At 73.4% G+C, this 24,731-nt stretch carries 22 protein-coding genes; 14 read left to right on the top strand and 8 right to left on the bottom strand.

Translation table 11 applies throughout. The annotated features are described in order from the left end of the window. The first annotated feature begins 42 nt into the window (after nt 1-42). The 5 genes from ABZ818_RS09340 (at nt 43) to ABZ818_RS09320 (ending at nt 5,766) form a co-directional block, all read left to right on the top strand. The gene (locus ABZ818_RS09340; protein ID WP_361412599.1) at nt 43-798 is read left to right on the top strand and encodes an SIS domain-containing protein; all 756 of its coding nucleotides are present in this window, start codon (nt 43-45) and stop codon (nt 796-798) included. Nucleotides 799-1,007: 209 nt separating this feature from the next. Next, nucleotides 1,008-2,438 (top strand): PAS domain-containing protein, encoded by a 1,431-nt coding sequence (locus tag ABZ818_RS09335; protein ID WP_361412598.1) that lies wholly within the window; start codon nt 1,008-1,010, stop codon nt 2,436-2,438. Nucleotides 2,439-2,872: 434 nt separating this feature from the next. Further along, nucleotides 2,873-3,565 carry a metal-dependent transcriptional regulator gene (locus ABZ818_RS09330; RefSeq protein WP_361412597.1) on the top strand — a complete coding sequence of 231 codons (693 nt, stop codon included), beginning with the start codon at nt 2,873-2,875 and terminating at the stop codon, nt 3,563-3,565. A gap of 455 nt (nt 3,566-4,020) precedes the next feature. Next, nucleotides 4,021-4,923, top strand: coding sequence for an alpha/beta hydrolase (locus tag ABZ818_RS09325; RefSeq protein ID WP_361412596.1), 903 nt, complete (start codon nt 4,021-4,023; stop codon nt 4,921-4,923). Nucleotides 4,924-4,974: 51 nt separating this feature from the next. Continuing rightward, a complete protein-coding gene (locus tag ABZ818_RS09320) occupies nt 4,975-5,766 on the top strand; it encodes a class I SAM-dependent methyltransferase (RefSeq protein WP_361412717.1) in 792 nt (263 codons plus the stop codon). A 12-nt stretch (nt 5,767-5,778) separates the two neighbouring features. On the opposite strand, the gene ABZ818_RS09315 is transcribed toward ABZ818_RS09320, so the two are convergent. From ABZ818_RS09315 to ABZ818_RS09305, 3 genes are all read right to left on the bottom strand, one after another. Continuing rightward, the gene (locus tag ABZ818_RS09315) at nt 5,779-7,389 is read right to left on the bottom strand and encodes a transporter (RefSeq protein WP_361412595.1); all 1,611 of its coding nucleotides are present in this window, start codon (nt 7,387-7,389) and stop codon (nt 5,779-5,781) included. Next, on the bottom strand, nt 7,386-8,180 hold the full coding sequence (locus ABZ818_RS09310) for an ABC transporter ATP-binding protein (RefSeq protein WP_361412716.1): 795 nt from the start codon (nt 8,178-8,180) through the stop codon (nt 7,386-7,388). The genes ABZ818_RS09315 and ABZ818_RS09310 overlap by 4 nt, the downstream gene beginning before the upstream one ends. Nucleotides 8,181-8,304: 124 nt before the next feature. Then, the gene (locus tag ABZ818_RS09305) at nt 8,305-8,979 is read right to left on the bottom strand and encodes a bifunctional DNA primase/polymerase (RefSeq protein ID WP_361412594.1); all 675 of its coding nucleotides are present in this window, start codon (nt 8,977-8,979) and stop codon (nt 8,305-8,307) included. A gap of 329 nt (nt 8,980-9,308) precedes the next feature. On the opposite strand from ABZ818_RS09305, the gene ABZ818_RS09300 reads away from it, so the two are divergent. Then, complete coding sequence (locus tag ABZ818_RS09300) at nt 9,309-10,694, top strand: transcriptional regulator (RefSeq protein ID WP_361412593.1); 1,386 nt, start codon at nt 9,309-9,311, stop codon at nt 10,692-10,694. Nucleotides 10,695-10,882: 188 nt separating this feature from the next. Next, nucleotides 10,883-12,511, top strand: coding sequence for a hypothetical protein (locus ABZ818_RS09295; protein WP_361412592.1), 1,629 nt, complete (start codon nt 10,883-10,885; stop codon nt 12,509-12,511). 22 nt (nt 12,512-12,533) lie between these two features. Here ABZ818_RS09295 and ABZ818_RS09290 read toward each other — a convergent pair whose 3' ends face one another. Continuing rightward, nucleotides 12,534-13,835 (bottom strand): ABC transporter substrate-binding protein, encoded by a 1,302-nt coding sequence (locus ABZ818_RS09290; protein WP_361412591.1) that lies wholly within the window; start codon nt 13,833-13,835, stop codon nt 12,534-12,536. A gap of 117 nt (nt 13,836-13,952) precedes the next feature. Between ABZ818_RS09290 and ABZ818_RS09285 the strand changes: the two genes are divergently transcribed. Together ABZ818_RS09285 and purU are read left to right on the top strand one after the other, a co-directional pair. Next, the gene (locus ABZ818_RS09285) at nt 13,953-14,453 is read left to right on the top strand and encodes a hypothetical protein (protein WP_361412590.1); all 501 of its coding nucleotides are present in this window, start codon (nt 13,953-13,955) and stop codon (nt 14,451-14,453) included. A gap of 46 nt (nt 14,454-14,499) precedes the next feature. Beyond that, nucleotides 14,500-15,384: a formyltetrahydrofolate deformylase gene (gene purU / locus ABZ818_RS09280; RefSeq protein WP_361412589.1), complete on the top strand. Its 885-nt coding sequence runs from the start codon at nt 14,500-14,502 to the stop codon at nt 15,382-15,384. Nucleotides 15,385-15,427: 43 nt separating this feature from the next. Here purU and ABZ818_RS09275 read toward each other — a convergent pair whose 3' ends face one another. Beyond that, nucleotides 15,428-16,609, bottom strand: a complete 1,182-nt coding sequence (locus ABZ818_RS09275; protein ID WP_361412588.1) for a zf-HC2 domain-containing protein — start codon at nt 16,607-16,609, stop codon at nt 15,428-15,430. After that, the gene (locus ABZ818_RS09270) at nt 16,606-17,187 is read right to left on the bottom strand and encodes a sigma-70 family RNA polymerase sigma factor (protein ID WP_361412587.1); all 582 of its coding nucleotides are present in this window, start codon (nt 17,185-17,187) and stop codon (nt 16,606-16,608) included. Before ABZ818_RS09270 ends, ABZ818_RS09275 begins: the two co-directional genes overlap by 4 nt. Nucleotides 17,188-17,603: 416 nt before the next feature. Between ABZ818_RS09270 and ABZ818_RS09265 the strand changes: the two genes are divergently transcribed. From ABZ818_RS09265 to ABZ818_RS09255, 3 genes are all read left to right on the top strand, one after another. Then, nucleotides 17,604-17,972 carry an STAS domain-containing protein gene (locus ABZ818_RS09265; protein WP_361412586.1) on the top strand — a complete coding sequence of 123 codons (369 nt, stop codon included), beginning with the start codon at nt 17,604-17,606 and terminating at the stop codon, nt 17,970-17,972. Nucleotides 17,973-18,186: 214 nt separating this feature from the next. Further along, nucleotides 18,187-18,699, top strand: a complete 513-nt coding sequence (locus ABZ818_RS09260) for an EF-hand domain-containing protein (RefSeq protein ID WP_361412585.1) — start codon at nt 18,187-18,189, stop codon at nt 18,697-18,699. A gap of 698 nt (nt 18,700-19,397) precedes the next feature. Further along, the gene (locus ABZ818_RS09255; RefSeq protein WP_361412715.1) at nt 19,398-19,907 is read left to right on the top strand and encodes an ATP-binding protein; all 510 of its coding nucleotides are present in this window, start codon (nt 19,398-19,400) and stop codon (nt 19,905-19,907) included. Between the two features lie 394 nt (nt 19,908-20,301). On the opposite strand, the gene ABZ818_RS09250 is transcribed toward ABZ818_RS09255, so the two are convergent. Then, nucleotides 20,302-21,315, bottom strand: a complete 1,014-nt coding sequence (locus ABZ818_RS09250; RefSeq protein WP_361412584.1) for a helix-turn-helix domain-containing protein — start codon at nt 21,313-21,315, stop codon at nt 20,302-20,304. A gap of 72 nt (nt 21,316-21,387) precedes the next feature. Here ABZ818_RS09250 and ABZ818_RS09245 point away from each other — a divergent pair, with 72 nt between their 5' ends. Next, nucleotides 21,388-22,701, top strand: a complete 1,314-nt coding sequence (locus ABZ818_RS09245) for an MFS transporter (RefSeq protein WP_361412583.1) — start codon at nt 21,388-21,390, stop codon at nt 22,699-22,701. Between the two features lie 41 nt (nt 22,702-22,742). Here ABZ818_RS09245 and ABZ818_RS09240 read toward each other — a convergent pair whose 3' ends face one another. Next, nucleotides 22,743-23,957 (bottom strand): NAD(P)/FAD-dependent oxidoreductase, encoded by a 1,215-nt coding sequence (locus ABZ818_RS09240; RefSeq protein ID WP_361412582.1) that lies wholly within the window; start codon nt 23,955-23,957, stop codon nt 22,743-22,745. Between the two features lie 141 nt (nt 23,958-24,098). On the opposite strand from ABZ818_RS09240, the gene ABZ818_RS09235 reads away from it, so the two are divergent. Next, nucleotides 24,099-24,701, top strand: a complete 603-nt coding sequence (locus ABZ818_RS09235; RefSeq protein WP_361412581.1) for a GNAT family protein — start codon at nt 24,099-24,101, stop codon at nt 24,699-24,701. The last annotated feature ends 30 nt before the right edge of the window (nt 24,702-24,731 follow it).

Here is a 24,731-nt window from a genome sequence, read left to right as displayed (position 1 = left end):
GTGATCCGCGACACACAGTCGCCCCGAAGGGACGGACCTCGCATGAGCGACCGCACGCCGGCCGGCCAGTTCCTCGACGCCGCCATCGGCCTGCTCCAGCGGGTCCGGGACGAGGAGGCCGAGCAGATCGCGGCCGCCGGGACGCTCCTCGCCGACACCGTGGCCGCCGGCGGCCGCCTGTTCGCCTTCGGCGCCGGCCACTCCTCCCTCGCCGCCCAGGACCTCGTCTACCGCGCCGGCGGACTGGCCCTGATGAACCTGCTCGCCGTTCCGGGCGCCGTCGGCGTCGACGTCGTGCCCGCCACCCTCGGCTCCGCCCTGGAACGCGTCGACGGTCTCGCCACCGCCGTCCTGGACAGCTCCCCCCTCCGCTCCGGCGACGCCCTGATCGTCGTCTCGCTGTCCGGGCGCAACGCCCTGCCCGTGGAGATGGCCGTGCACGCCCGCGCCCTCGGCGTACGGGTCGTCGGCGTGACCTCGGTGGCCTACGCGACCGGGACCACCTCCCGGAACGCGTCGGGGACGTTCCTGAAGGACCACTGCGACATCGTCCTCGACTCCAAGATCGCGGTCGGCGACGCCGAACTCACCCTCGACACCGTCGCGACCCCCTTCGCCCCCGCCTCCACCGTCGTCACCTCCGCCCTCCTCCAGGCGGTCATGGCCACCACCGCCGCCGTCCTCGCCGACCGCGGCATCGAACCCCCGCTGCTGCGCTCCGGGAACGTCGACGGCGGCCACGAGTGGAACGGCCGGATCTTCGACCGGTACGCCGACCGGATCTTCTACCGGCACTGACCCGGGCCGATCGCCGCGTACCGATCGCCCCGGCCCGGCCCGCATGCGCGCGCCCGCGGCGTCGATCCCGGCGCACGGGAATTTCCCCGGACGGCAATTCCTTCAATGTTTTGGGAACCCGGTGTGTGTTGGGTCACGTTCCAGTTGAATGATGGGCAGTGAGCGAAACGACGCGCCGTACGTGCGGACGCAGCCTGCAGGGGGTCCAGGTGAGTGCTTCCCGGCGTAAAGGGGCCACCGACGAGCTGGGGCCGGACGAGCCCGAGCCGGAGCGGGACGGTCCGGGGGGCTCCGACACCCACGACGGCTCCGATCTGCTGGCCGCCCTCCTCGACGGCATGGACGCGGCCCTGTGCGCCTTCGACGCCGACGGCGTCCTCACCCACTGGAACCGCGAGGCCGAGCGCATCCTGGGCTGGACCGCCGCCGAGGCCGTCGGACGGCACGGCTTCGCCGGCTGGGCCGTGCGCAGCGCGGACGCCGAGGAGGTCGAGGGGCGGCTGATGTCCGCCATGCACGCCCCCGGACGCCAGGTGCACGAGTTCGCGCTGCTCACCAAGGACGGCGGCCGCGTCCTGGTGCGGACCCAGTCCGCGGCCGTGCACGGACCCGACGGCAAGCCCGCCGGCCTGTACTGCGCCTTCAGCGAGGTGCACGCGCAGATCGACCTGGAGCGTTCCATCGCGCTCAGCGAGGCCATGTTCGAGGACGCCTTCTGGGGCGTCGTCCTCGTCGACGCCGACCTGCGGCCCGCCGTCGTCAACGCCTACGCCGCCCAGGCCCTCGGCACCGGCCGCACCGCGGCACTGGGCCGGCCGCTCGGCGAACTGCTCACCCAGGGCCTGGAGGAACTGGAGAGCGCGCTCACTCACGTCCTGGCCGAGGGCGCCCCGCCCGCCCCCGCCGAGTTCTGGGTGGGCGTACGCACCCCGGAGGGCGACCGGCGGCGCTGCTGGCGCAGCGGATTCGTCCGGCTCGCCTCTCCGCTCGCCGAGGAACCGGTACCGCTCGGCGTCGCCTGGCTCTTCGCCGACGTCACCGAGGCCAAGCAGGGAGAGCAGGAGGCCGCGCTGCTGCGGTTCCGCACCAACCAGCTGCACCGGGCCGTCCGCGCCGCCGCCGAGTGCGAGGACCCGGCCGAGGCCGCCACCGTCCACCTCGACTTCGCCCTCGCCGGCTTCGCCGACCACGCCCTGATCGACCGTGTGGCGGGCGGCACCGCCCCGGCCGACCAGGAGGCGCCGGCCCCGGTCCGGCTGGTCCGCGTCGCGGCCACCCCCTCCGGCGGCCCCGGGCCCAGCCTGCTCACCGGGCAGGCCGGGCTGCCCGTCCGCTACGGAACGGGACACCCCGCCCTCCAGTGCGTCGACCGCATCGGCTCCGTACGGGCCTCCGCCGGGGCCGTACCCGCCGACCGGGCGCGCGAGTGGGCCGAGGCCCGGCAGTGGCCGGGCGACGCCGTGCACGCCCTGTGCGCGGTGCTGCGCAGCCGCGGCCGCACCCTCGGCGTCGTGACCTTCCTGCGCGGCTCCGGCCGCACCCCCTTCGAGCGCGCCGACGCGGCCTACGCCGAGGACGTGGCCGCACGCATCGCCACGGGCCTGGACCTGGCGCTCCTGGCGAGGGACGACCGTGCCTGACCGCACGCGCCTGACCACACGGGGCGGCCCCCGCCGCGACGGCACACGCGTTCCGTGAGAAAAACCTGTTGAGTATCGCCGGTCCGCTTCCTAGGGTGTTGTGCACACACGAAGGGAGGTGATCCGGTAGATGAGTGAGACCCGGACGCGTGAGGTGGCTGCGGGCTAGCGGCCCGACACCCCACCCTGTGCGGTGCCGGACCAGCGCGTGACAGAGACGTGCGGCCGGCCCAATTTCAAGCAGTCACCCGACCCGCGAGCTGCCGGTACGTCCGGCCGGCTCCTCCGCCGAGGCGGAGGGACCCAGCTCGCGGGTCGTCCGTGTTTCGCGCGGGCCGCCCGGTTGTCAGTGGGATGCGTCAGAATTGACTCCAGGGCCAGCGCACGCGCCGGGGAGCCTCCGGGCCTCCGGCCGAGGTAATCGAGGGGCACGTATGTCCGGACTGATCGACACCACGGAGATGTATCTCCGCACCATCCTCGAGCTGGAGGAGGAAGGCGTCGTCCCCATGCGCGCCCGGATCGCGGAGCGCCTGGACCAGAGCGGGCCGACGGTGAGCCAGACGGTCGCGCGGATGGAGCGCGACGGACTGGTCTCGGTGGCCTCCGACCGGCATCTGGAGCTCACGGGCGAGGGCCGCCGGCTGGCCACGCGCGTGATGCGCAAGCACCGGCTCGCCGAGTGCCTGCTGGTCGACGTGATCGGCCTGGAGTGGGAGCAGGTGCACGCCGAGGCCTGCCGCTGGGAGCACGTGATGAGCGAGGCCGTCGAGCGCAGGGTGCTGGAGCTGCTGCGGCACCCGACCGAGTCGCCGTACGGCAACCCGATCCCGGGCCTGGAGGAGCTGGGCGAGAAGGACGGCGCCGACCCGTTCCTGGACGAGGGGATGGTGTCGCTGGCCGACCTGGACCCGGGGGCCGACGGCAAGACGGTGGTCGTCCGCCGGATCGGCGAGCCGATCCAGACGGACGCGCAGCTGATGTACACGCTGCGCCGCGCGGGCGTGCAGCCCGGCTCGGTGGTCAGCGTGACCGAGTCGGCGGGCGGTGTGCTGGTCGGCAGCAGCGGCGAGGCGGCGGAGCTGGACACGGACGTCGCCTCCCACGTCTTCGTCGCCAAGCGCTGAGCGGGCCGCCGGTCCGGGCGCCCTTTCCCCCGTCCGTGGTCCAGCGCGTCGAAGCGCAGCGCGCGGGCGCCGGGCGTGCGAGGCTGTCGCGAGAGCATAGGGCTTGAAGGGGTGGGGGAGAATGTGCCGGAGATGTGGGGAGAGCCCCGGCGCCGTGTGGCGCCGGGGCCTGTCCTCCCCTTCGACGACCCGGAGCCCCGAGCTCTCAAGGTCGTCCCCCTCGGACCCCTTTTCCCCGAGCGGTCCGCCTCCCGTTGAAGATCTCCCCAGGGGGGCGGCGATCAATCCTGGCCAGGCGTCACTCGAACGAGGGGTGTTGGTGACGGAGCCACAATTTTCGAATAAGTATTCGATAGCCTGAGTGTCTGCGCATGAGGGCCCCAGGGCCCGTGCTACAGGAATGTGCACGACGGCATAGGAAAGCTGAACACGGTTCCAGGGGGGTGCCAGGACCAATGGTGCGGCGCATCGACGTGACCGGGTCGGGCGGTGTACGGCTCGCGGCCTGGGAGTTCGCCGAGCCCCCGAAGGCCGTGCCGGGGCAGGCGAGGGAGCGGACACCGGGGCGGTCCGGCGCCGGACCCGACCGGACCGACGGAGTGCTGTTACTGCACGGCCTCATGGGCCGCGCCTCGCACTGGGCCGCCACCGCCCGCTGGCTCTCCGGGCGGCACCGTGCCGTCGCCCTCGACCAGCGCGGGCACGGCCAGAGCGAGAAGCCGCCGCAGGCCGCCTACAGCCGTGAGGCCTATGTGGAGGACGCCGAGGCCGCCCTCGAACAGCTCGGCCTCGGCCCGGCCGTCGTCATCGGGCACGCGATGGGCGCGCTGACCGCCTGGCAGCTCGCCGCCCGCCGTCCCGACCTGGTGCGCGCCGTGATCATCTGCGATATGCGGGCCTCCGCGCTCGGCGCCGCCTCCCAGCGGGAGTGGGAGGACTGGTTCCGGGCCTGGCCGGTGCCGTTCGCCGCCCTCGCCGACGTACGGAAGTGGTTCGGCGAGGACGACCCCTGGGTGGAGCGCCCGAACCCGGCACGCGGCGAGTTCTACGCCGAGGTCATGCACGAGAGCGCGGACGGCTGGCGTCCCGTCTTCGAACCGCGGCAGATGCTGACCTCCCGCGAGGCCTGGGTGTACGACGCCCACTGGGAGGAGCTGGCCCAGGTCTGCTGCCCGGCCCTCGTGGTCCGCGGCCTGGACGGCGAACTCGGCCGGGCCGAGGCCCAGGAGATGGTCCGCGTCCTGCCGCGCGGAGAGTACGCGGAGGTGGCGGATGCCGGTCACCTCGTCCACTACGACCAGCCGGAGGCGTGGCGCATGGCCATCGAACCGTTCCTGGACGCGGTGCTCACCGGATGAGCGCCGCCCCCACGTCCCCCGCCGTGCCGACGGCCGTCCCAGGAGGCGTTCCTGAAGGCCTTCCACGCCGAGCGCCCGGCGGTCACCGCGGACGCCTTCCTCGCCGGGCGGGCGCCCGACGGGCGCTCCAGCTACGAGCTCCTGAGCGACCGGGTGTCCGGCGCCCGGCGGGTTCTGGACCTCGGCTGCGGCGACGGCGTACTGCTGGACCTGCTGGCCCGCACCGAGGGGCGGCGGCTCGCCGGCGTGGACCTCTCGCCCGAGGCGCTGGCCCTGGCCCGGCGCCGCCCGTCCCTGCGTGCCACCGCATTGGCCCAGGCCAGGGCGCAGCGGTTGCCGTTCGCCGACGGGGCCTTCGACGCCTGTGTCTGCCACATGGCGCTGATACTGATGGGTGACGTCGACCGGGTCGCGGCGGAGACGGCCCGGGTGCTGTCGCCCGGCGGCGTCCTGGCCTGCGTGGTCGGCGGCGGTCCTCTCGGCGGGGAGGCGTACGAGCTGTTCAGCGGCCTGCTGAAGGCCGCCGTTCAACGGGCACCCGTCGGGCAGCGCATTCCGCCGCTCGGGGACCGCAGGACCCACAGCCGCGAGGGGCTCGGCGCGATCCTGGAGCCGCCCGGGTTCGGCGCTCCGGACCGGGAGACCGTCCCGATCGACCTGAGCGGCCCGGTGGACCAGGTCTGGGCGGCGCTTTCCGGCATCTACGACGTCGGACCGCTCGACCCGGTCGCCGTCTCCCGGCTGCGGGAGAGCTTCGTGCGGGAGGCGGCCGGGCTCGCAGGTCCCGACGGGCGGGTTCCGTGCGGCTTCACCGTCCACGTGGTGACGGCGCGCCTGCGCTGAGCGGCCCGCGCCTCAGCCCTTGCTGACCGCTGTGAGGATCTCCGGCAGCCGGGCCGCCGTGCGCGGAGCCGCCAGGCGCAGGCCCAGCAGGGTGATCGCCGCCCCGTACGCCGCGCCCACCGGCAGCAGCAGCCGGCTCCAGCTGTCGCCGGTGGCGCTGACGTTGGACCAGATGACGAGGACGATGAACGGCGCGCACAGCAGGGCCGCCGCGACCATGCCGCCGAAGATGGAGACGAAGGCGAGACCGGCCTGACCGGGGGCCACGTTCTTGTGGCCCTCCTGCGGGATGGAGTACGGGAAGCGGGCCGACGTCCACGCCCCGGTCGCCAGCATCGCGCCGAGCAGGGCGAAGGACAGGCCGAGCACCTCCGGCAGCCGGCGCCACTCACCGAGCAGGCCCGTCGTCAGCACCGTGACCAGGGTGGCGTACGGCAGGGTGATCAGCAGCAGGGCCAGCGCCCGCGCGCGCAGTTCGACGTAGGCGTCCCGCGGGGCCGAGATCGTCAGCGCGACCTGCCAGAACGCGGAGGTGTCCTGGCCGAACTGGTTGTACATCTGGATGCCGAGCATGCCCGCGGCGAAGCAGGCGAAGTACGGCGAGCCGGTGCCCTGGACCGCGTTGAACACCGGCACGATCAGTCCGATGGCCAGAGAGGTCACCCAGGCCGCCTTGGTCTTCGGATCGCGCCAGACGTAGCGCAGGCTGCGCTCCATGACGGTGCCGGTGCGGCCGGCCGGCAGCCATCGCGCCAGGCCGCCGCCCACGCGGGCCCGATCGCGCGCGGGAGCGTCGACGGCTTGCAGGGTCGAGGAGTCGGGCGAGGTCATCAGCCCGGTCAGGCTGCGCGCCCACACCGCCAGCAGGGCGGCCAGGGCGGCCGCGGTCAGCGCGAGCTGGGCCACCGCGACGCCGTAGGAGCCCCTGCTCGCCGAGTCCACCGCGCCCACCGCCGAGGCGGGCGGCAGCCACCGCAGCACGTCCGCCACCGGGTCGAGCCGGCCCAGGCCCGCCGACCCCAGGTGCTGCATGCCGAAGTTGACGACCTGCGCCCCGATCGCGATGACCAGTCCGCTGAGCACCGCGAGGTCCCGTCCCTTGCGGCTGGTCAGCAGCCGGATGTTGGCGGTGGCCACGGCCCGCGCGAGGGCCACGCACACCAGCAGCGTGAGGACGAGGGCGAGGACCGCGACGACGGACGCGGCCGCCCCGCGTGTCACCGAGATCACGCAGCCCACCAGCACCAGCACCGTGAACAGCGGCCCGATGCCGACCAGGGACGCCGCCAGCAGCGCGCCGACCAGCGGCCGCGGCCGCAGCGGCAGCATCACCAGACGGGTCGGGTCGAGGGTCTCGTCGCCGCTCGGGAAGAACAGCGGCATCACGGCCCAGCCCAGCGCCAGCACGGCCACGCCCAGGACGGCCACGGAGGAGATGTGCGCGTGGTCGCGCAGCGCGATCAGGCCGGTCATCTGCAAAGCGGCGAACAGCAGCGCGACGACGGCCGAGGCGATGAACGCGGCACGCCGCCCGGCGGACTGCCTGAGCCCGTTGCGCAGCAGCGACAGCTTCAGGCGTACGACGACGGGCGTGATCGAGGGGGCGCGGGTGCCGGCGCTCACCGGGAACCGCCGCCCAGCCAGTCCAGGTCGGAACCGGCGTCCCGGCTCCGCGCGCCGACGAGTTCGAGGAAGGCCTGCTGAAGGGTGGGAGCGTCGCCGCGCACCTCGGCGAGGGTGCCCTGGGCGCGGATGCGGCCGGCGGCCATCACGGCCACCCAGTCGCACAGGGACTCGACCAGTTCCATGACGTGCGAGGAGAACACGACGGTGGCGCCGGAGCCGGTGTACCGCTCCAGGACGCCGCGGATGGTCTGCGCGGACACCGGGTCGACGCCTTCGAACGGCTCGTCGAGGAAGAGGACTTCCGGGTTGTGCAGAAGAGCGGAGGCGAGTCCTATCTTCTTGCGCATGCCGGTCGAGTAGTCGACAACGAGCTTGTGCTGGGCGCCGGCGAGGTCCAGCACGTCCAGCAGCTGCGTGGCCCGCCGGTCCACCTCGTCCCCCGGCAGCCCGCGCAACCGTCCGGAGTACGACAGCAGTTCGCGGCCCGACAGCCGCTCGAAGAGCCGCAGCCCCTCGGGCAGTACGCCGATCCGCGCCTTCACCGCGACCGGGTCCCGCCACACGTCGTGCCCGACGACCTCGACGGTGCCCTGGTCGGGCCGGAGCAGCCCGGTCACCATGGAGAGCGTGGTGGTCTTCCCCGCCCCGTTGGGCCCGACCAGCCCGATGAACTTCCCGGCGGGCAGTTCGAGATCGATCCCGGCGACGGCGACCTGCTGCCCGAACCGCTTCCAGAGCCCCTGCACGCGTACGGCGCTTGTACCCACTGCGACTGCTCCCTCCGTCAGCACGAACCCTACGGGGGAGAACCCTGCCCGAGGGGTGCGGGACGGCGCTGATCTGCGGCTGCGCCGTGCGAGGGCGGGCCGCCACGCGGGACCGGCGGGCGCCGGAGAGCACGTACCGAAACGGCTACCGGTCCCTGCCGCACGCGTACGCCAGCGGCGGGACCAGTTCCTCGACGTCCGGCAGCCAGCGATTGGCCGGCGTCGGCCGGCAGGCCCACTGCACGGCCCGCGAGCCGTACCGCGTGGGCGGCGCCACCACATACGCGCCCTCTCCGAGGGCGGCCAGGTCGAGCGAGGCCGGCGACCAGCCAAGCTTCCGTACGAGGTCCGGCAGTTTCGCGGACGTGCCCGGCAGCACGAAGAACTGCATCCGCCGCTCGGGGGTCAGGATCACCGGCCCCAGCGCCGACCGCATCCGCTCCAGTCGGGCCAGCGCGAGGAACCCGGCCGTCTCCGGCACGGAGACCGCGTCGAACGTGCGCCCCGTGGGCAGCAGGACCGACGCCGTCGGCCGCAGCTCCCACATCCGGCGCGCCGTGCTCGCGCTGCCGGTCGCGAGGGACGCCCAGCCCTCGCGCGCCGGGTGCGCGCCGGGCGCAGTGCACCGGGGGTCCCCGCAGGAGCAGCGCTGCACTCCGCCGACCGCCACCAGCCAGGTGCCGGGGAACACGTCCCAGTGGCGTTCCTCGGTGTAGCGAACGGCTGTCTCCAGCAGCGACTCCCTGCGCTGCTGGGGAATGTGACCGGCCGCCTGACCGGCGCTCTGTGCGGCTTCCGCGCCCGCGATCGTCTCTTCCACGCCCCACTCAACTGCCGCGCCCACCTGGAGTTACGGGCGGGTCTGGTGGTCGGACGCGCCGGGGAGGAGCACCCTCTCGGTGCCCGGGGCGCATGGGTGCATGTGTGGGGGCGCGCAGGAGGATCTCCGGCGGGCGCTGGGTAGTTCGGTGGGGGGCGGTATTCGCCTTCACCCCGGCAATCCTCACATGTCCCGCATTTTCGGTATGTCCACGGGGCATTGATCTTCACGGCCGGAATTTTCCGCCGGGGCGCGGATCGCGTTCCGGCCGCGCAAGAGCCGTCAACCCGGTGCGAGGGCAGGCACCGCAGCCTCAGGGGGTTAACGCCATGGCCGCCAGGCCTCTCGTCGCGCGGCAGCCGAACGAACGGCTGCAGGCGCTCATCCAGGAAGCGGGCTGCTCGAACGCCGGGCTGGCCCGCAGGGTCAACATGTGCGGCGCCGAGCACGGTCTCGATCTGCGCTACGACAAGACGTCGGTGGCACGCTGGCTGCGCGGGCAGCAACCGCGCGGCCGGGCCCCGGCGATCATCGCCGAGGCGCTCGGCCGCAAGCTCGGCCGTACGGTCACGATCGACGAGATCGGCATGGCCAACGGCAAGAACCTCGCCTCGGGCGTGGGCCTTCAGTTCTCGCCGACGGTGCTGGGAGCCATCGAGCAGGTCTGCGAGCTGTGGCGCAGCGACGTGGGCCGCCGGGACTTCCTGTCCGGCTCCGCCGTCGCCGCCTCCGCGCTGGTCGAGCCGAGCCGCGACTGGCTGATCTCCGCGCCGGACCCGCAGGTGGCGCGGGCGGCGGGGTCGCGGGTGGGCCAGTCCGACGTGGCCGCCGTACGGGCTATGACGCAGGCGCTGGTCGACCTGGACCACAGCCACGGCAGCGGGCATGTGCGCCCGGTGGTCGTGCACTACCTCAACAGCGTCGTCTCCGGGCTGCTGGCCGGCTCCTACCGGGAGGCGGTGGGCCGCGATCTGTTCGCCGAGGTCGCCCGACTCACCGAACTGGCCGGGTACATGGCCGTCGACACCGGCCAACCGGGCCTGGCCCAGCGGTACTACATCCAGGCACTGCGGCTCGCCCAGGCGGCCGGGGACCGCGGCTACGGCGGCTACGTGCTGGCCGCCTCCATGAGCCATCTCGCCGCGCAGCTCGGCAACCCGCGGGAGATCGCGCAGTTGGCGCGTGCGGCGCAGGAGGGCGCGCGCGGTCGCGTGACACCGCGCGCGGAGGCGATGTTCCACGCGGCCGAGGCGCGCGGGCACGCCCTCATGGGCGACGCCCGGGCGGCCCAGCTGTCCGCCGGGCGGGCGGTGAGCGCGCTGGAGGCCGCCCAGCCGCACTCCGGGGACGATCCGGCGTGGATCGCGCACTTCGACGAGGCCTATCTCGCCGACGAGTTGGCGCACTGCCACCGGGACCTGGGGCAGGCGCAGGCGGCGGCGCGGGCGGCGGAGGAGTCGCTGGCCGGGCATCCCGCGTCGCGGGCGCGGCGGCGGGCCATCGGCTATGTGCTGCTCGCCACAGCGCAGGTGCAGCAGCGGGAGGTCGAACAGGCTTGCAGTACCGGCCTGAAGGCGGTGGAGCTGCTGCGGACGCTGCGGTCCAACCGGGGCGCGGAGTACCTGGAGGACTTCCAGCAGTGCCTGGAGCCGTTCCGGGACGAGCCGGTGGTACGGGAGTTCGGGGCACGGCTGGAGACGCGGGTGGCGGCGTGAGCGTGCGTCCGTGTTCTCCCTTCTTGTGTTCCTCGTGAGACCTGGGACATAAGCAGCGTGCCACGGGCGGGTTTTGTTACTGCCGTCACAGGGAAGGAGGTCTCGTCCCCTGCTGCGTGGCACGGGGCTCCGGGGACCCGGTAGCGTGAGCCGACGATTCCGAAGGTCCCCCATTCGTAGGAGTCCCGGTGACGCAGAGTGGACAGGGCGAGGAGCCCTCGGCGCGACCCGCGCACGAAGGCATCGTGCTGCCCTCCGACGGCGGTGAGCCCTTGCTGCCGGGCATGAGCGGCGGTTCGGGCGGCCATCCGACCGGAGCGCGGCCGGGCGGTCAGGCCCCGCCGGCGGCGGCCCCGGCCGGCGGTCAGGCCTGGGGCCAGCCCTGGGGTCCCGACCAGCAGCAGCCCCCGCAGCAGGACCAGGGCTGGCAGCAGGGTTGGGGCTCCCCGGAGCCGTACCAGCAGCAGGGCCAGTGGGACGCGCAGGGCCAGGCCCCCCAGCACCCGGGCGCGGGCCCCCTGCCCCCGGAGAACGCCCCGTCCCACGGCGCCCCGCCGTACCAGCGGCCCGGCGCGGACCCCTACGGCGCCCCCGCGCACCCCGGGCACGGACTGCCGCCCGCCGGTGCCGACCCCTACGGCGCTCCCGCGCACGGACTGCCGCCCGCCGGTGCCGACCCGTACGGCGCCTCCGGCCACTCCGTACCGCAGGGCGCGGCGCACGGGATGCCGGGCGCCGACGAGGGAGCGACGCAGTACATCCCGCCGGTCCCCGGTGGACCCGCGGACGAAGGGGCCACCCAGTTCCTGCCGCCGATGACGGGCGCGGCGGTGGACGAGGGGGCGACGCAGTACATCCCGCCGGTGGGGCCGGGTGCCCTGCCGCCGGAGGCGTCCGGCGGCGGGCCGTCCCCGTACCCGGGGCAGATACCCCAGGGCGCCGCGCCCGGTCACCACCCCGACGCCGAGGCGACGCAGTTCATCGCGCCCGTGGACGCCCAGGGGGGCGGGCGGCAGACGCCCGCCGAGTTCGACAACCTCTTCCGCAGCGACGCCGGCGGCGCGGCCCCGGCGACCCAGCAGCTGCCCCTGATCCCGCAGGGCCCGCCCGACCAGCCCCACGCCCGGCCCGCGTCCGCCCCGCCCGGCGGGTACGACGGCGACGGCGGCCGTGGAGGCCGCCGCACCGGCTCGCGCGTGCCGGTGATCGCGGCCGTGGGCGTCGGGATCGCCGTCCTCGGCATCGGCGCCGGGGCACTGCTCAGCGGCGGCGACGGGGACAGCGACAGCGGCGACAAGAACACCACCGTCGCGGCCACCGGGCCCGCCACCGACGATGCCTCTCCCTCGCCCGCCGCCGACCCGGCCCGGGAGCAGGCGGTCGAGCTGGACAAGCTGCTGGCCGACAGCGGCAGCAGCCGCGCCTCCGTGATCAAGGCGGTGGCCGACGTCAGGAACTGCGACAACCTCGGCCAGGCGGCCTCCGACCTGCGCAGCGCGGCCGAGCAGCGCAAGGGCCTGGTCACCCGCCTGGGACAGCTGTCCGTCGACAAGCTCCCCGCCCACGCCGAGCTGACGGCGGCCCTCAACAAGGCATGGAAGGCCTCGGAGTCGGCCGACCTGCACTACGCGGCCTGGGCCGACCAGGCCCACGGCAAGAAGGTGTGCAAGAAGGGCCACGCCCGGGACACGAATGAGACCAGGGCCGGCAACCGCGAGAGCGGCGTCGCCACCTCGGAGAAGGCCAAGGCCGCCCAGTTGTGGAACGCGATCGCGAAGACGTACGGCCTCACCCAGCGCCAGCCGACCCAGCTGTAGGGGCCGGCCGGCGCCGTGCGGCTCAGCTGGCGTCCTCGAGCGTCTTCGCCACGTTGACGAAGCCCTTCGTGGCCGGCACCAGCCGGCCCTGCCGCACCGTCTGAAGGGACACGTCGGCGTTGGGGAGGCGGGCGAAGCCGGTGGCGGCGAGCAGGCCCGAGTGGCGCCACCGCAGCGGCGGGGTCAGCCCGCCGGTGCGGACCTCCAGCCCGCCGTCGAGGGCGCGCCGCACGGAGGAGGTGCTCACCTCCCCGTCGGCGATCTGCTCGAGGACGGCCCGGAGCACCGTGTAGGCGATCCACGTGGTCTGCACCCCGGCGTCCTCGGGATCGACGCGGTTGTCGCCGAAGGCCGCCTCGTTGATCACCTTCTTCATGCCGTCCCAGCGCGAGTCGCTCGCCACCGGGTACCAGCCGCTGAGGTACGACCCCTCGTACGGACCGGACCGCCCGCCACTGGCGTCGATCACGGTCTGGTCGACGCTGCCGAGCACGGCGGCGGTGCGCACCTGCGGATAGGTGTCGCGCGCGCGGCGGAAGGAGTCCATGAAGATGTTCGTGCGCTCGCCGAGGACGGGGATCACGCAGCCCGTCCGCGCCGGGTCGGCGCTCGCCTGCCGCAGCGCCAGATCGGCCTGGTCGGAGTACTCGGTGGCGTCCTCGGCGGCCCGCTGGTCGTGGGCCGGTTCGTGGCCGCCGGCCCGCAGCCCCGCGTTGAGCAGTCCGGGGAGCTCGTCGCCCGCGATGCTGTCGGGCCGCACCAGGGTGACCGGGCCGCAGTGCGCGGCGAGCTCCTTGCCCAGACCTGCCAGCAGGGCGGGCTGACCGCCGTTGACGGGGTAGGACAGGGCGCGGGTGAACTCGGTGGTGGTGACGCCGTAACCGCCGATGTACGGGATGCCGGCGCTCTCCAGGGGCGGGAAGAAGGAGTCGCTGTACTGGCTGTACGAGCCCACGACGGCGACCGCGTTCTCCTTGACGGCGCGGCGGGCACACTTCGCCGCGGCCACACCGTCGTTGCCCTCGTTACAGGTCAGGACGTTGAGCTTGCGGCCGGCGATACCGCCGTGGGAGTTCACCCAGCGGGCGTAGGCGCGGGCCATGGCGGGCATGCCGGGCTTGTTGGTCGCCCGGGTGTTCTCCGGCGCCCACGTCATCACGGTGACGGAACCGTCCCCGGAGCCCCCCGTGGCACCGGGGACGATGCCGCAGCCGGCGGCGAGCGAGGCACATGCCAGCAGAGCCCATGCCGGCAGCAGGGTTCTTCTCACGGACCGGGTGAGTGAGGGGAGGAATGTGCCACGGGAGCTTCGCCTGCCGGTCATGCTCATGCACGATTCCGTCACATCACCAACCCTTTGGTGACTCTCGGTCAACGAGTAGTGACGTATGGGTGAATTGCGGGGGCAGGTGGGGCCCCTGGGGCGGGGAACGTACGATCGATGACCGTGCAAGGTTCGGAGAACTCTTCCCGTCGCGGCCGTCGCTCCTCCACCATGGGCGGCATGCCACTCAACGACATGCCGTGGTGGCGCTGGCGCAGCAATGTGCGTTCCGCGCTGCACATGCTCTCCGACCCGGTGTTCCAGCGGGACGTCTGGCTGGCAGGCGTCGAAGGGTACGGCGACGTGACCGACGCCGTCTACCGCCTGGTCGAGGACACCTGGCTGGACAACTGGTCCGCCGAGAAGTACGTCGGCACGATCTTCCGGGACTCCCAGGAGGCGGCGCTCGTCGACACCGCGGTCCTGCGGGTGCTGCGCATCATGCACCAGGTCGGCCCGGACGCGCCGGTGTCCGCCTACCTCGACCATCACGCCTGGCCGGAGGCGGTGCGGGCGGCCCGCGACGCGCATGTGCGCCTCGCGGCGAGCGACGGCGAGGACCCGGACACGCAGCCCCGCAGCCTGGAGGTGCTGCGGATCATGACGCGGTCCGCTTAGCGGACGGAGGGCCGCGCAGGGGCCCGGACGTGAGACCCTGTCCCGCATGAGCGAGCAGTCCTCCCGCGCCGCCGCGGCGCAGGCCGAACAGTACGTCCTCATCCTCTCGTGCCCGGACAAGAAGGGCATCGTGCACGCGGTGTCCAGCTACCTGTTCATGACGGGTTGCAACATCGAGGACAGCCAGCAGTTCGGCGACCACGACACGGGACTGTTCTTCATGCGGGTCCACTTCACGGCCGACGCGCCGGTGACGGTGGACAAGCTGCGCGCCAGCTTCGCGGCGATCGGCGACTCCTTCGGGATGGACTGGCAGATCCACCGGGCCGACGAGAAGATGCGCGTCGTGCTGATGGTCAGCAGGTTCGGGCACTGCCTGAACGACCTGCTCTTCCGCGCCCGGATCGGCGCGCTGCCGGTGGAGATCGCGGCGGTGGTGTCCAATCACACCGACTTCGCCGAGCTGGTGGGGTCGTACGACATCCCCTTCCACCACATCCCGGTGACCAGGGACACCAGGTCCGTGGCCGAGGAGCGGCTGCTCGAGATCGTGCGCGAGGAGAAGGTCGAACTGGTCGTCCTCGCCCGTTACATGCAGGTCCTCTCCGACGACCTGTGCAAGCAGCTCAGCGGCCGGATCATCAACATCCACCACTCCTTCCTGCCGAGCTTCAAGGGCGCCAAGCCGTACCACCAGGCGCACGCCCGGGGAGTGAAGCTGATCGGTGCGACGGCGCACTATGTGACCGCCGACCTCGACGAGGGCCCGATCATCGAGCAGGAGGTCGAGCGGGTGGGCCACGACGTCACCCCGGACCAGCTGGTCGCGATCGGCCGGGACGTGGAGTGCCAGGCGCTGGCGCGCGCGGTCAAGTGGCACGCGGAGCGCCGGATCCTGCTGAACGGGCGCCGGACGGTGGTCTTCGCGTAGCGCGGCCCGGGGAGTCGGCCCGCGGTGCCGGCCGGCGGCGGTCTCACATACGGCTGAGCGACGCCGTCGCGCACAGCACGTCCCGGATCGCCTCGCGGTCGCCGACCTGACCGGCCGCCGCCTCCCGCGGGGCCACGTGCCCCGCCGCGAGCCGGCAGAACTCGACGCCGTCCAGCGCCACATGGGCCACCTCGTGGTCCGCGGAGCCCACCGCTCCGGGCGAGTCGAGCGGGATCAGCCACTGGCCGCCGCCCAGCCCCTCGACCTCCAGCCGCAGACTGCGCCCGGGTTCGCCCGCGGTCACCAGGTGCCGGGCGTGAGCGGGGGAGGCGAGCCCGGCCTGCCGCCGGGCGGCCAGCACACCCGGCAGCATCCGGGCGGCGAGGTCGATCATGCGGTGCAGATGGCGCGGGGCCGGCGGGTCGTACGGGTAGTCCACCGCCTCCGCGATGTCCTCGGCGTGCACCCAGCACTCGAAGGCGCGGTCCAGCATCGCGTCGGGCAGCGGCAGTTCGAAGGCGCCGTACAGCACTGACGGCGCCTTCACGCAGTTCGCGGCGAAGGAGACCGTCCGCACCAGGGCGTGCGTCTGCTCCCGCCACGGCGTCCGCACCGAACGCGCCGGCGGGGAGAGCGCGGCCCGCCAGTACGCCTCGGTGCGCTCCGCGGGGGTGGGGCCGTCCGCGGCGGTGGTCGCGTCGCCGAGCGGGTCGTCCAGGCCGAGCGCCACCGCGACCAGCCCGTCGACGCTCATCAGATGCGCGATGACCCCGGCGACGGTGGTGTGCCGACTGGTGGCGTCCTCGCCCTCGAACCACCGCAGCCGCACCGGCGCGTGCCACTCGGAGTCGCCTATGTCCTGGAGCAGCGCGTCCAGGCGCGCGGTCTCGGCGTCGTAGGGCGCCGCCCAGCCGGGCACCGGGAGGTGCGGCGGCCGCTGCTCGAGACAGCTCTCCAGGACCCGGGTGCGCAGCTCCGGGTCCAGGTCGAGAGTGTCGGGCCGGTGCAGCAGCCCGACCGCCTCCCGCAGCCCCAGCGCCTCCTCCGCGCAGTCGCCGCACCCGCCGAGGTGCTCCTCCACGGCCGCCGTCTCCTCCGGCGAACACGCGGCCAGCGCCCACGCCCCGAGCAGCGACTTCAGCAGGTGGTGCGCCGGCACGCCCCGGTCCTTCGGCTCCGCCGGCTCCGCCGGTTCCTTCGGTTTCTGGGGGGCGTTCGGGGTCATGCGGCGCCTCCGTAGCCGGAGGGCGCGTCGGGGGTGTCCGTGTGGTGGGCGGTGGAGAGGAGCTGGAGGCCCAGTCGGAGGCGGCGGCGGGCCTCGTCCTCGGTGACGCCGAGGTCGGCGGCGGTCTGCCGGTAGTCGCGGCGCTGGAAGTAGGCCAGTTCCAGGGCGGCGCGCAACGGGGCCGGCATGGCGTGGACGATGTAGTCGGCGCGGGCGGCGGCGGAGGCGCGGCGCACCCTGTGCTCCAGCTCCTCGGCGGAGCCCGGCCCGCCGCGGGCCAGCGCGGCGGTCTCGGTGGTGCGCAGCCGCTGCACGGCGAGCCGGTGGGTCAGCCCGGCCACCCAGGCGCGCAGCGGGCCCTGCCGGGGGTCGTAGGCGTCGGGGTGCTCCCAGACGTGGGCGAACACCTCGCGGGTGATCTGGTCGGCGGCCCGCTCGTCGCCCAGGACCCGGTGGGCCAGGCCGTGCACGAGCGAGGCGAAACGGTCGTAGAGCTCACCGAGGGCGGCCGCCTCTCCCCGCACGAGCCGCTGCCGCATTCCGCGGTCCCAGTGGGGCGGTGCGTCCTTCTTCGCCATGAGGCCCCCTCCGCGCCGGGCCGTGCCGCGGCCCGCGTCCCGGTCCGCCCCCGTCCGGCGTGTGTGTCCAGCGTGTCCGACGTCGTCTTCTCGAATGTAGTCGGCATGTCCGACAGTGCACGCCCCTTTATGACAATGTGCGCCCCCTGAAGAGCCGCTGGTGGTAGGGGAAGTCAGGAGTGTTATGACCCTTGTCAGGCGTCTTGACCCTTCTGTCCCGCCTGGTCTTTCGCTTTCAGGTCAACTCGGATCGAACACGACCGAAGGTGACCGAAACAAGCCCCTGACCGAACGGTCTCGGTTTGCTCTACGGCGTTTGGGGGAACGGCCGCTGGGCAGCCGCGCGGAAAGAAGCGTAGGGACTGGTTCCGTTTCCGAGCGGTTCCGGGGAAGTTCCGGCTGACGGAGGGCGGGCCGTGGCGTTCAAGGTGACCGACGACGAACAGGGCGAGTGGAGCGTGCTCCGGGTCGCCGGCGAACTGGACCTGGTGACCTCGCCGGTGCTGCGCCAGAGAGTGCACGAGGTGGTGGCCCAGGGGCGTCACGACCTCGTCCTGGACCTCTCCGAGGTCTTCTTCTGCGACTCCAGCGGCGTCGGCGTGCTCATCGCCGCCCGCCGTCTGATCCGCTCCTGCCGGGGCCGGCTGCGTCTGATACTCCCGGCCCGCGGCGCGGTCGACGGCTCCCACGTCAACCGGGTCCTCGGCGCGCTCGGTGTCCGGCGCCTCTTCGACGTCTACCCGGACGTCGCGGCCGCGGTGGACGACGAGCCGCTGTCCGCCTGACCGGCCGGCCGCCCCGGCGGACAGCGCCGTCCGGTCGTCATGAGTCCGGTCGTCACGGACCGAGCCGTGACGAGCCGAGCCGTGACGAGTCGAGCGCCGTTGTCCCGGAGTTCCCCCGGTCTTGGCACAACCGTGGTTTTGGTGCCCCGGACCGCTCTCCGCGTCGTACGCTCCCTGCCAGACGCAACCCCACACGTAAGGCGGCCCGTAAGACATGGTCAGCAGCGAGTACGAGCGCAGGATCGCGGCGCGGTTCGCCACCTTCGACCAGGACGGCAACGGCTACATCGACCGCGAGGACTTCAGCGTGGCGGCCCGCTCGCTGCTTGCCGAGTTCGCCACCGCCGCCCGCTCCGACAAGGGCCAGGCCCTGTACGCGGGCGCGGAGGCCTTCTGGCAGGGCATGGCCGGGATCGCCGACCGCGACGGCGACCAGCGCATCACCCGGGGGGAGTTCGTGACCGGCGCGGTCAAGCGCCTGCGCGACAACCCCGAGCGGTTCGCCGAGATCGCCCGTCCCTTCCTGCACGCCGCCCTGGCCGTCGCGGACACTGACGGCGACGGCGCCGCCACCATCGAGGACACCGTGCGCGTGCTCCGGGTCCTCGGCGTGCCCGAGGAGGCCGCCCGGCCCATCGCCGCCGCGCTCGACACCGACGGCGACGGCAGGGTGGGCGAGCAGGAGATCGTGCCCGCCCTCGCCCGCTACTTCACCGTCCCCGAGTAGTACCCACCCCACCCCACCACCACAGCCGAACGGCCCTCGCTCGGCCGGTACTTGAGCCCCCTCCGCGGCGCCTCGCGCCGTGGCGGGCGTTGCCACGCACGCAGAGGGGCCGGGTTGTGCAACACGCCCGGGCTCGTGAGCAGTTCGGAGCGTCGATCGGCGCCTTCCGGGCCGTGCGGCACACCGCGGCACAGGCCGCCGGCGGACCTCGTGGACATCGGCGCGGCCCGGCCGCTCGCGCGCGGGGCCGCCGCGCGTCGTGCCCGCGTGTGGTGACATCGGCGGTTCGGGACGGCTCCGCGCCGCGGTCTCCCGGGCATGAATGTCACCGATCGTGGCACTGCTTCATCACGGAGCGTTGATGTCGGGTTGTGTCCCGCGCGTGACTCGTCACGTCCCGGGGTCGCCCTCGTGCTCGGGTACCTTGTGTGGGATGCGAGTGGTTCCGAGCCCGAGCCATCCCATGACGAGCGTCGCACAGTATGCCGCACGGGTACTCCTTCGCGCTGGAATATGCCCGAAGCGCTTGTTGCGGTGACGGTACGTCAACCATGCTGTCTCCCAAGGGAGTCACGTTCCGTGACCCTTGCTCTGGCTGTTGTTCTGGCCATGCAGAAAATGGCTACGATCGTGGCCTCGTGAGGCGCGAGGCTGTGTGTCCGCCGGTTCGGATGGTGTGAGCGGTGCAGGTGCTTCAAGTGCAGCTGGAGATCCGGCCCGACCCCGCGGAGGTGGGGCGAGCCCGGCGGTGGGCCCGCTCCCGGCTCGCCGGGTCGGGGATAGCGGCGGACGAGCCGCTCGCCGAGACCCTGGTCCTGCTCGTCTCCGAACTGGTCACCAACGCCGTGGTGCACACCGGTTGCCCCGCCGTGCTGCGGCTGTTCCTGTCCGCGGGCCCGGCCGGGGCGGTCACCGTGCGCCTGGAGGTGACCGACGCCAGCGCCCGGGCTCCCGTGCCGCGCTGCCCCGGCGACGAGTCGACCGGCGGCCGCGGCCTCGCCCTCGTCGACGGTCTCGCCGACCGGTGGGGCTGGAGTCCGGAGGGTGTGGGCAAGCGCATCTGGTGCGAACTCGACCGCTGTGTCACGACGGTGGACGCGGCGGAGGCGGCGGTGGCGAGCAACTGCGGCCGCACGGCCCCGGCGTACGAGGGTTTGGCCTACGGGGTCTACGGGGTCTACGGGGGTCTGGCGTACGGAGCGGTGTAGGGCGGGTGTCCCGGCGGCGAGGCCGTGCGCCGGGACATGCTTCTGTGCGCACCCCGTTGTGGTGGGGCATAACGGGTAAATCACCAAGGCGGTGTTGACGCGTCGTGTTCGCTTGATCACGCTGGTGGTCAGCGATTCGCCGCGAGGGGACGACGAGGGCTGGGGCACCGGAAGTCCTCGACGAGTGTGGGTCGCGATGTCGGCGCCGACCGGTCCCTTCAGGGTCCGAGGGGGTGGGACCGGCGCGTCGGGATCGGATGGCGGCGCGCGCTGCCGTGTTCGGGGCGGGCAGGGGCGCGCCGCCAGCCGGGCTCGTCCTGCCCTGCGCGGCACCCGGACGCTTGTCCACAGGCTGTGGACAACTCTCCGGACCTCAGACCTCAGACCTCAGGCCTCAGACCTCCGCCCCGGTCCGCGAGGAGCCACTCACCCGGAAGGTCCGCCGGTAGGCCGTCGGGGTCACCCCGAGCGCCGTCTGGAGATGCTGCCGCATCGACTGGGCCGTGCCGAAGCCGGCGTCCCGGGCCACCCGGTCCACGGACAGGTCCGTGGACTCCAGCAGGTGCCGCGCCCGTTCGACGCGCTGCTGGGTGAGCCACTGCCCGGGACTGACCCCGGCCTCCTCGCGGAAGCGCCGGGTGAAGGTCCGTACCGACATCGCCTCCCGCGCGGCCATGTCCTGCAACCGGATGGGCTCGTGCAGGCGGCCCAGCGCCCATGCGCGCGCGGTGGTCGTGGTGGCCAACTGCTGGTCGGGCACCGGCCGGTGGATGTACTGCGCCTGACCGCCGTCGCGGTGCGGCGGTACGACGGTCCGCCGGGCCACCTCGTTGGCGACCGCGGTGCCGTGGTCGCGGCGCACCATGTGCAGGCACAGGTCGATCCCGGCCGCGACGCCCGCCGAGGTCAGCACGTCGCCGTCGTCGATGAACAGCACGTCCGCGTCCACCTCGACCCGCGGGAAGACCCGCTGGAAGCGGTCGGCGTCGGCCCAGTGCGTCGTGGCGCGCCGCCCGTCCAGACACCCCGCCGCGGCCAGCACGTACACGCCGGTGCAGATGGAGGCGAGCCGGGTGCCGGGCCGGATGTACGCCAGGGCGGCGGCCAGTTCCTCGGTCAGCACCCCCTTCTCGTAGACCGGGCCGAGTTCGTACGAGGCCGGGACGATCACGGTGTCGGCGGTGGCCAGGACCTCCGGCCCGTGCGGCACGTGGATCGAGAAGTCGGCGTCCGTGTCCACCGGCCCGGGAGGCCGGATCGAGCAGGTGACGACCTCGTACAGGTGCCGTCCGGCGGTGTCCACGGGCCGTCCGAAGATCCTGTGCGGGATGCCCAGCTCGAAGGGCAGCAGCCCGTCGAGGGCGAGGACGACGACGCGGTGCGCGCGGAACTCCGTGGTCCTGTGCATGGCCCGATCCTAGCGAATGCTGTCCTTCGGGCCAGTGGAGGAGATCCGGGCCGATACCGGAAGCTCTATGGCGTGACCCAGACAACCGAACCCGCGTCCGCCACCGCGGCCCGGACGCCGTCCGCCCGCCGTGCGGCCCGCGTCCACCGAGCGTGGTTCGTCGCCGCCGTCACCTTCGTCACGATCACCGGCGCCGCTGCCTTCCGCTCGCTGCCCGGCCTGCTCATCGACCCGCTGCACCAGGAGTTCGGCTGGTCGCGGGGCACGATCGGCGCCGCGGTCTCGATCAACCTCGCGCTGTACGGGCTCACCGCGCCCTTCGCCGCCGCGCTCATGGACCGCTTCGGCATCCGCCGGGTGGTCGCCGCCGCGCTCACGGTGATCGCCGTCGGCTCCGGCCTGACCGTGTGGATGACCGCCGCCTGGCAACTGTGGCTGTGCTGGGGCCTGCTGGTCGGTCTCGGCACCGGCTCGATGGCGCTCGCCTTCGCGGCGACGGTCACCAACCGCTGGTTCACCGCGCGGCGCGGCCTGGTCACCGGCATCCTCACCGCCGCCTCCGCCTCCGGCCAGCTGATCTTCCTGCCGTTCCTGTCCTGGACCGTCCAGTCGCACGGCTGGCGCCCGGCCGCCGTCACGGTGTCGCTGGCGGCCCTCGCCGTCGTCCCCTTCGTCTGGCTGCTGCTGCGCGACCACCCCGCGGACGTGGGCGTCAAGCCGTACGGCGCCGACGAGTTCGTACCGAAGCCGGAGCCCGTGCCCGGGGCCGCCCGCCGCACCCTGGCCGTCCTGTCCTCGGCGGTGCGCACCGGCCCCTTCTGGCTGCTGGCCGGCACCTTCGCCATCTGCGGCGCCTCCACCAACGGCCTGATCCAGACCCACTTCGTGCCCGCCGCCCACGATCACGGCATGCCCATCACGGCGGCCGCCTCGCTGCTCGCGGTCATCGGCGTGTTCGACGTGGCCGGCACGATCGCCTCCGGCTGGTTCACCGACCGCTTCGAACCGCGCCGCCTGCTCGCCGTGTACTACGCGCTGCGCGGTGTCTCGCTGCTGTTCCTGCCGATGCTGCTGGCGCCGAGCGTGCACCCGCCGATGATCTTCTTCATCGTCTTCTACGGACTCGACTGGGTCGCCACCGTGCCGCCCACCCTCGCCCTGTGCCGGGAGCACTACGGCGAGGACAGCGCGATCGTCTTCGGCTGGGTGCTCGCCTCCCACCAGGTCGGCGCGGCGCTGATCGCCTACTTCGGCGGCCTCGCGCGGGACGTCTTCGGCTCCTACGACGTGGTCTGGTACGCCTCGGGCGCGCTGTGCGCCGCGGCGGCCCTGATGGCGCTCGTGATCCGGCCGCGGCCGGCGGCCCTGAGTCCCGCGGCCGTGTGAGGCCTCCGGCGGCAACGCATCCGGCGGGGCGTCGGAAGTCGTCAGTCCGGCAGCCGGGAGACCCGGCGGCCGCCCTTGCGGGCGTTCTCCTTCGCGATGGCCCCGGCGATCCTCTCGGCGTCCAGCGCCAGTTCGCGGAGCATGCCGCTGATGGGGTTGGTGAAGCCGGTGAAGTAGAGGCCGGGCGCGTTCTTCGGTGTGCGGTGGCCGCGGACGACCGGTCTGCCACGGGAGTCGAGCACGTCCAGATGGCCGACGAGCCCTTTCAGGGCGCGCACGTAGCCGGTGGCGGCGACGACGGCGTCCGGCTGGATGCGCGTGCCGTCGGCGAGGAGGACCTTGCCGCTCTCGAAGCCCTCCACGGCGGCCACGATCTCGACCCTGCCCTTGCGGACCGCGTCGACGAGACCGGCGTCCTGGACCGGGATCGAGCCCTCCTCGACCCGCGAGTACAGGCCGGTGCGGGGACGGGGCAGGCCGTGCGCCGACAGGTCCGGCACACTCAGCCTCGCCAGCGGTCTCGCGAGCACGTCGACGAGCCGGACCGGCAGCCGCCGTACGAGCACCCCGGTGTACTGGGCGGCCCACCCGGCGGTCGACCGGCGCACGATGTGCGGGGCGGTGCGCACCGACAGCCGTACGCGCGCGGCCCCGCCCTCCACCAGGTCCACGGCTATCTCGGCGCCGGTGTTGCCGACGCCGACGACCAGCACGTCACGCCCGGCGTACGGCTCGGCGTTGCGGTAGTCGCGGGCGTGCACGAGTTCGCCGGGGCCGCCCTGGTACGTCTCCCGGCCGGACCAGTCGGGCACGCGGGGCGTGTGGTTGTGGCCGGTGGCGACGACCACCGCGCCGCCGGTCAGCTCCCGTCCGCCGGAGGCGCGCAGCAGCCAGCCGGTGCCGTCCGGCGCGGGCTCGACGCGGGAGACCTCGACGCCGGTCACGATCTCCAGCCGGTGGTGCTCGGCGTACTTCTCCAGGTACCGCACCACGTCCTCGCGCGCGACCCATCTGCCGAACCGGCGCGGCATCGGCAGTCCGGGCAGCGCGGACAGGCGCCGGGTGGTGTGCAGGCGCAGCCGGTCGTAGTGCCGCCGCCAGGACGCCCCGACCCGGTCGGACTTCTCCAGGACGACCGCGCGTATCCCCCGCGCGCGCAGCGCCTGCGCGGCGGCCAGCCCGCCCGGACCGCCGCCGATGACGTAGACGGGACGGTCGGCGTGCCGCGCCGCGGAGGTGGTGGTCGAGTCGGTCATGAGCGCGAGAGTAATCGCCGATGTGGTTGATGGGTCGCGGTCAACGCGGGAATCGGTTGCAGGTTGATCACAAGTGAACGACCGTATGTTCACAACTGAACAGCTGTGCGGCCCGGGTGCGCGGCGGTGTCTAATGGGCCGGTGACCGCCGACCTTCGTGACCCCGGGAACCTCGCGACCGTACGGACCTCGGGGCACGGGCTGCTGCTGCGCCCGTGGGACCCGGAGTCCGACGCCGACGTACGGGCGTGGCTGCGCGGCATCACCGACCCGGAGTTCTGCCGCTGGAACACACCGCTCGTGCCCGTCACGGATTTCACCGGCGCCCGCGACTCCCTGCGGGCACGGGCCGCGCGTGCGCGGGAGGGCTCGGGCGCGTCCTTCGTGATCGCGGACGCCGGGAGCGCCACGACGCTCGGGCACATCGGCGTCAACGACATCCGCCCGCGGCTCGGCGTCGCGGCGATCGGCTACTGGGTCCTGCCCGAGGCCCGCGGACGCGGGGTCGCCACCCGGGCACTGAAGCTGGTGGCGAGCTGGGCGTTCGGCGAACTGCGCCTGCACCGGCTGGAACTGGACCACGCCGTCGGGCACGGGGCGTCCTGCCGGGTCGCCGAGCGCTGCGGCTTCCGGTACGAGGGCACGATGCGCGGCGCGATCTTCGAGTCAGGGCGCCGCGACGCCTTCCGGGACGCGCACCTGCACGCGCGTCTGGCCACGGATCCGGAGCCGGACGCCCCGTAAATTCGGAGGCGCCGGACGGCCGTGGGCAGG

Origin of the sequence: Streptomyces sp. NPDC047453 (assembly GCF_040643155.1) — a bacterium.
Lineage (GTDB): Bacteria > Actinomycetota > Actinomycetes > Streptomycetales > Streptomycetaceae > Streptomyces.
The sequence above is the reverse complement of the archived record's forward strand: the minus strand, read 5'-3'. Positions and strand labels throughout refer to the sequence as shown.

What these genes read in the sequence shown, in the direction of transcription:
- ABZ818_RS09300 (WP_361412593.1), top strand. Translation starts at nt 9,309, where the DNA reads ATGGCCGCCAGGCCTCTCGTCGCGCGGCAGCCGAACGAACGGCTGCAG.
- ABZ818_RS09340 (WP_361412599.1), top strand. Translation starts at nt 43, where the DNA reads ATGAGCGACCGCACGCCGGCCGGCCAGTTCCTCGACGCCGCCATCGGC.
- purU (WP_361412589.1), top strand. Translation starts at nt 14,500, where the DNA reads ATGAGCGAGCAGTCCTCCCGCGCCGCCGCGGCGCAGGCCGAACAGTAC.
- ABZ818_RS09270 (WP_361412587.1), bottom strand. Translation starts at nt 17,187, where the DNA reads ATGGCGAAGAAGGACGCACCGCCCCACTGGGACCGCGGAATGCGGCAG.
- ABZ818_RS09285 (WP_361412590.1), top strand. Translation starts at nt 13,953, where the DNA reads ATGACCGTGCAAGGTTCGGAGAACTCTTCCCGTCGCGGCCGTCGCTCC.
- ABZ818_RS09260 (WP_361412585.1), top strand. Translation starts at nt 18,187, where the DNA reads ATGGTCAGCAGCGAGTACGAGCGCAGGATCGCGGCGCGGTTCGCCACC.
- ABZ818_RS09325 (WP_361412596.1), top strand. Translation starts at nt 4,021, where the DNA reads ATGGTGCGGCGCATCGACGTGACCGGGTCGGGCGGTGTACGGCTCGCG.
- ABZ818_RS09250 (WP_361412584.1), bottom strand. Translation starts at nt 21,315, where the DNA reads ATGCACAGGACCACGGAGTTCCGCGCGCACCGCGTCGTCGTCCTCGCC.
- ABZ818_RS09275 (WP_361412588.1), bottom strand. Translation starts at nt 16,609, where the DNA reads ATGACCCCGAACGCCCCCCAGAAACCGAAGGAACCGGCGGAGCCGGCG.
- ABZ818_RS09290 (WP_361412591.1), bottom strand. Translation starts at nt 13,835, where the DNA reads ATGACCGGCAGGCGAAGCTCCCGTGGCACATTCCTCCCCTCACTCACC.
- ABZ818_RS09330 (WP_361412597.1), top strand. Translation starts at nt 2,873, where the DNA reads ATGTCCGGACTGATCGACACCACGGAGATGTATCTCCGCACCATCCTC.
- ABZ818_RS09240 (WP_361412582.1), bottom strand. Translation starts at nt 23,957, where the DNA reads ATGACCGACTCGACCACCACCTCCGCGGCGCGGCACGCCGACCGTCCC.